The sequence below is a fragment of the Mucilaginibacter sp. genome (genome assembly GCF_036383575.1).
Taxonomy (GTDB): domain Bacteria; phylum Bacteroidota; class Bacteroidia; order Sphingobacteriales; family Sphingobacteriaceae; genus Mucilaginibacter.
On record NZ_DASVOB010000316.1, the window covers coordinates 1 to 6,204 of the forward strand.

A 6,204-nucleotide genomic window follows, 5' to 3' on the forward strand; every position below is an offset into this window, starting at 1 on the left:
TTATCTCAATTAAAATATCATCCCTGAAAAGTTTGCTTACCTGCACCAACGTACTTGCCGGCGGCTGTTTAGTGTTTACGAACTTATCCCTGATACTACGAACCAACTGAACCTGCGATGCATCCATCAGGTAATAATTCAGCTCCACCAGGTCATTCATAGAACCGCCGGCGGCCTCAACTATGTTTTTGATATTGGTAAACACCTGTTGGGTTTGGCTTGTCAGGTCGCCGTTGCCGGCAAGCTTACCATCTTTATCCAAACCAACCTGGCCCGACATGATCACCATCTTATTTTTACCCAAGTCAACAATTACGGCATGCGAGTATCCAAACGGCTTGCCTACAGTAGCGGGGTTTAAAAAAGCTACGTCTTTATTCACTTCCTGGGCAAAACATGTCGACGAAGCGCAGATCAAAATAAGATACAGGAGTTTTTTCATAAGGTAATTTATTATCCCGCAAAGTTGAACATCTTGCCGCAAACTTACAATATGGTAATACCCGCCGACCACCCGATCCAGCCTTTTGTACGGTTGCCCCAATCGATCAAACCGGGCTTATTTTTGATGATCTGCTGAATATCACTATCACCGTGATGATCGCCATAATTGGTGTAAACATTAAACGATGGCCCTGCAAAAAAGCTCACTTTTGAACCGGCCTTGAAATTTAGCAAAGCGCTTACCCGGTTTATTTGATTTTGGTTCTTCCATCCTTTGGCCAATAACAAATGGGTTGATCCTTCGGCAGAAAGCGAAAAGTTATTATTGAAAATAAAATCATGGCCCAACCCAAAGCCATAGCTGTAAAAAGTGTGCTTATCTGTAAAATTAACACCTCCGGATATAATGGAATACAGCTTGGCATTACCTGATTTGAAGGCGATATTGGTTGTAGTGATCTCATTGCTGTACACCTCGATTTTAGCATAGCCATTGCGCGAGATATTCAATAAACCTATACCGTAACCATCAAGTGTATCTGCAATGTTTACCAACGCAAACGATGCTCCTTTTATAACCCGGGCCTTATTGAAAATTCCTGCCACCTGCATCCCGCTTGCTTCATTACCTGTAACGTTGGCTATCCCGGCAATACTGAAGCCCTTGCTGTTTTTACGGGTGTAATTATAAATGCCGGCTGCCTGAAAGCCTTTGGTATTGCCGTTTACATGGTTAAAGACCCCGGCAAGCTGCACACCCTTAACGCTATCTTTTACCATATTATAAATACCACCTGCCTGAATACCTGTCATGTTTTTTTGATCATTATTACTTACGGCGGCCAACTGAACTCCTTTGCTGTTACCTCCCACAACATTAAAAAGCCCGGCAGCCTGAACATATTTAACATCCTGCTTGTTAATATTGAATAGCCCACCAAGCTCAACCCCATTAACGCCTCCGTTATAGCCCCCTAAAAGATTGAACGAAAAGTTATTGACTATTTGCCCGCTCATGATACCATGGCTCCCCAAACTTGGCACAAGCGAAGCTTGTACCGGAACTGTTGACAGATACCCACCCAGGTTAAGGTTCTGTATTTTTTGCCCTGATGAAAGGAACATCCTGCCCAGCCAGCTCCTGTCCGATTTTGAGTTGGCTGCGTCGGCGCTGTAATAATAATCGCGCGGTTTTATGGATACATTTACGTTGTTTAAAAGATTGATACTTGTGTCACGATAAAGTTCCTTGCTTACATTAAGCGTGATCATGCCATTGGCTTTTATTTTAAGCTGAAAATGCCCATTCTGATCGGTAAGGGTTGATTCGAGGGAATTTCTTTCATATACACTGGCATTATAAAGTTTTTTACCGGTTATATCGTCGTACACATAACCACTTATGTAATAAACATTGCCAGGGCCCGCCAGGGTATCGGGCACAAGGGTTAACCTATACGGCGTAGGCCGGAGTATAATGTACCCCGGCGATTCCTTATAATCAACCTTTCCGTGAAACAGCTCATCGAGCAGGTTTTTGATAGTTTGTCCTGAAGATGTCATGCTAACCACACTATCGGTTTTAATGACATCATTACTGTATGAAAAATAAAACTTTCCCTTTTCGCCGATAATGTTAAGTATCTCGGCAATCTTCTTTTGTTTAACGTTGAGCGCTACCGTACGGTTCAGGTTGTCCTGTGCAAGCGCATTGGTAATAAGCAGGCAGCCCGCCAATACCAGCATGATATAAAATAGTATGTTTAATTTCTTTTCCATCAACTTATTTGATTATGATGAGATGAGGTTTTTTGATCACTTTAACATCGCCACCAAGTGTTTCCGCTATTGTTTTCAGGATGTTATCTAAAGACTCCGCTTTAAATGTGGTTGTTATAGTTCTGTTAACCAACTTCTTATTATCAATCACAATATTTGCCTTATAGGCTTCATTAAGCACATCAACAAGGCGCCATAGTGGTGTTTTATTAGCCACAAACTTTTGGGTGCGGTAATAGTTATACAACTCATCCTGACTGCTGCCTTTTTGCATGCGGCCTGCCTGCACTGATGCTTTTTCTTTCGGTTTTAGCTTTACAACAATCTCCTGTTGAATTACCTGCACTACGCCGGTTTCAACAATAACTTCGGTGTTAGGGCCGGTGGTTTTGATGTTGAAGGATGTACCAACCACTTTTACAACCACATCGTTCACATGGATCATAAATGGCTTTGATTTATCATGAGCTACATCAAAAAAGGCTTCCCCTTTTAATGAAATCTCCCTGGTATCGCCGGTAAACCCGTCGGGGTAATTCAACACCGAGTTTTTATTCATGGTGATCAATGAGCCATCGGCCAAAGTAACCTTGCGTACCATGTTGCCGCTTTGCAGCGTAAGCATATTGGGCTTACCGGGCTTAAGCACCGCATATAGTATCCCCGCGCTTCCTAATATGGCAAGCCACATCGCAGCAATTTTAAGCCAGCGGTTTGCAGCGTTTAAAGGCCTTACTTTTGCTGATACTTCAGTCCTGCTTTGAGCCAGTTGTTTAAATTCGGCCCATGAGGCATCGGGATCAAGCTTGCTTTCTATCTTAAGGTCGCGGCTGGTATCCCAGATCAGCTTAAAGTGATCGAAATACTTGCGGTTGTCTTCATTTTCGCTGAGCCAGCGGTTGATGGTTTCATTCTCAACCGGCGTGGTTTCATTCAGCATATATTTGGTTAATAAATCTTCCATCATCTTAAATAATATTAAAAGCCCTGCTAATAAGCCAAATGATCAACGGCAGGTAATCAACTAATTTGAGCCGTAATGTTTTCAGGGCCTTGCCCATCTGATTTTCAACTGTTTTTATGGAGATGCCTAATTCGTCGGCAATTTCCTGGTATTTCAGATCCTCAAACCTGCTCAGCTGAAACACTGTTCGGCATTTTTCGGGCAGGTCATTCAATGCCTGTTGTAATTTTTCTTTCAGGTCGAGCAGTTCCATGCCCGTACCTTGATCCACTTTATCCTTCGTCATATACAGTACATGTTGCTGGTGATTAACCTTTACCTTTTGGTGCCTGAGGTTATTAAGGCATTCGTTATAAACGGCCCCATACAGGTAAGCCTTTATCGATCCGCTGAAATTCAGCCGCTCTTTACGTTCCCATAACCGCATGAAAACGTTTTGCACCATCCCCTTCGCGGTATCTTCGTCCCTTAAAATAGAGATAGCATACACGTGCAGCGGCCTGATGAAGTGCTTATACACCTTTTCAAAGGTGGCTTCATCGCCCGAGAGCAGCAGCGGGATAAGTTGTTCGCTATTTAAATCCAAAATATGATCAGTTTGGGTTAACATTCAATTAAATCTCAATGCGGTAATTAATGGTTGGAAGTATGCCTATCCATTTATTTTTCTCAATTATCCGCTTGCTCTGGTTATAAAATAAACCTGTGTTATTGCGCCTGTTAAGCAGGTTCTGGATATCGAGCAGTAAAAAGTGCGATACTTTTTTGCTGTTGATCCTGTAGCTGGCCGAAAAATCGACACGAATATAGGGATCGGCCGTTAATGTGTTGGTTTTAGACTGGTCAATCACCTGCTCATCGCGCCGAAAGGTTTCATCAACTAAAATAGGTGTATATTTCCTGCCGCCTGCATAAATAAGCTTTCCGTTTAAACCGAACAGGTTTTTATGATTAGGCCCGGTAGCCCATTCCTTCCCCGCTACCAGGTTGGTTACATACTGGGTGTTAAATGTGGTATTAAATTCCTGCCCGTTCAGGGCTTTGTATTTTGAATTGAACACCGAAGAGGTGATCATAAAATAATACCCTTTGTTTAACGACCGCTCTACAGAAAACTCAATACCATAGTTTTTGCCGGTCCCTTTGTTCACTAACGAATGATAATCTGTACCGCTGATGGCAGAGTTATCAGATACGTTAAGCACCGAGAAATTATTAGCCGGATCGCTGGATACAGGCACATCATACAAATGCTGGTAGTACGCCTCTGTTTTAAATTTCAGGTGACCGGAAAATAACTTCTCATAACCAAGTACCAGTTGAGCCGATTGGGTCGGTGAAAGTTTAGTGCTTACCGCATCGTTAGACTCGGCACTTTTGGCAAAATAAAAAGACAGCGGTTCAAGTCTGCTGTAAGCACCAGCCGCTAAAGATATTTCCTGATCGGGCGTCACGTGCCAATTAAGGCCAGCCCTTGGTTCGTAGCTCCAGGTTTTGCTCAGATCAAAATAGTTGACATGGATCCCGGTGTTTAAGCTCAGCTTATTGCCAAAATCATGTTTATTTTGAATGAAGCCATCAAAAGTTGCTGCACTGCCTTTCTGATTTAACAGCTCTTTAAGATCGTGTGTATCACGCTGGTATTCCAGGTCATATAAGTTATAAGTAAGGAAACCGGCGTTTAAACCTGCACGAATGTTGTTATTTTCGCCCGAGCGATAATTTACAATACCGGCATAGCGGATAGCCGTATTATCATAATGATTTTTCTGTAATAAACTCGGCTCAAATTTAGATGTAAGACTATCGACCTTCGATGCATTACGACTACCTGAGAAAGATATGATGTTACTGAAGTTAAGCTTGTTATTGGCGATATAGATATTTTTTAGGCCAACACTTCCGGCTTTATAATTATAACGAAGATCGTATGAATCCATCCTTTCGTCCCATTTGGTGGTATCCCGCTTAGCATCAGTATTTACATTACCAGCACCACCAACACCGAATACAGAGAATGTACCCATGCTTCTCGTTGGGAAAACAAGGTTAAAAGATAGGTCCTGGTATTGCGGGACGCCCGAATCAGATACGTCAACACCTACGGCTTTAAGCAAACCGAGTGTAGAATAGCGATAGCTAACTAAATAAGATGCATTTCCGCCCCTGGCGAACGGCCCTTCCATCGTTGCACCAAGGCCAAGCACACCGGCAGTAAAGGTGTATTCGCGTTTATCGGTATTGCCTTTTCTGAAGCGAAGGTCAAAAACACCCGCCGTGGCGTTGTTATACTCAGCGGCAAGCGCTCCTGTATAAAAATCAGATGTACCGATCACGGTTGAGTTGAGCATGCTTACCCCGCCACCTGCCGAACCTTCGTTATTAAAATGGTTAGGGCTGATGATCTCGATGCCCTCCAATCGCCATTGCAGGCTTTTAGGCGAATTGCCGCGTACAATAATCTCGTTATTATCACCGCCAGCTACTACACCGGCAAAGCCCTGTGCCATACGCGCCGGATCAAAAAGGGCACCAGCATATCGGTTAGTTTCTTCGGGCGAGAATGACCTGCCACTGGCCATTGCCATTGAATTGATAGGACGCTTGTTGGATGTGGCGCTTACAACCACCTCGTTAAGCTGGGTGTTAGCAGTTTCCATCTCCGCGTTCAGTTCAATTTCTTTACCAGAGGTTACCAATACATCCGATAATACCACTTTATTGTAACCGGCGTAGCTAATTTCAACTACCTGCCTGCCGATAGGTACCTGAGTGATATGAAAAACGCCATTTGCATCGGTAATGCCTGCTCTTTCGGGCTGTACGGAAACAACTTTCATGGTTACGCCCGGCATGGTGAGCTTCGAGCTCTTTTCGACAACTGTACCTTTTATAGTTTGGGTAAAAGCTGCTCCGCCGGGTTTAACCTGGGCCGTGACTTTATAGCCCTTAATCAGTAAAATAAATAAAAGTAATAAGGAGGATAACTTGTTCATTTAAGTAAATTTCCCCTGAAA

5 protein-coding genes are annotated in these 6,204 nt (G+C 43.2%); all 5 read right to left on the reverse strand.

Translation table 11 applies throughout. From position 1 onward, the window contains the following. Positions 1–442, reverse strand: a 442-nt coding sequence (locus VF500_RS10915) for a RidA family protein (protein ID WP_330859700.1), incomplete at its 3' end; no start/stop codon positions are given. A gap of 44 nt (positions 443–486) precedes the next feature. Continuing rightward, positions 487–2,223, reverse strand: a complete 1,737-nt coding sequence (locus tag VF500_RS10920; protein ID WP_330859701.1) for a carboxypeptidase-like regulatory domain-containing protein — start codon at positions 2,221–2,223, stop codon at positions 487–489. A 4-nt stretch (positions 2,224–2,227) separates the two neighbouring features. Then, on the reverse strand, positions 2,228–3,187 hold the full coding sequence (locus VF500_RS10925; protein ID WP_330859702.1) for a FecR family protein: 960 nt from the start codon (positions 3,185–3,187) through the stop codon (positions 2,228–2,230). 4 nt (positions 3,188–3,191) lie between these two features. Further along, positions 3,192–3,773, reverse strand: a complete 582-nt coding sequence (locus VF500_RS10930) for an RNA polymerase sigma-70 factor (RefSeq protein ID WP_330859703.1) — start codon at positions 3,771–3,773, stop codon at positions 3,192–3,194. Between the two features lie 28 nt (positions 3,774–3,801). Then, a complete protein-coding gene (locus tag VF500_RS10935) occupies positions 3,802–6,183 on the reverse strand; it encodes a TonB-dependent receptor (protein ID WP_330859704.1) in 2,382 nt (793 codons plus the stop codon). Positions 6,184–6,204: the final 21 nt, after the last annotated feature.

Excerpts from the sequence above, each read along its gene's own strand:
- VF500_RS10925 (WP_330859702.1), bottom strand. The coding sequence starts at position 3,187 with ATGGAAGATTTATTAACCAAATATATGCTGAATGAAACCACGCCGGTT.
- VF500_RS10920 (WP_330859701.1), bottom strand. The coding sequence starts at position 2,223 with ATGGAAAAGAAATTAAACATACTATTTTATATCATGCTGGTATTGGCG.
- VF500_RS10935 (WP_330859704.1), bottom strand. The coding sequence starts at position 6,183 with ATGAACAAGTTATCCTCCTTATTACTTTTATTTATTTTACTGATTAAG.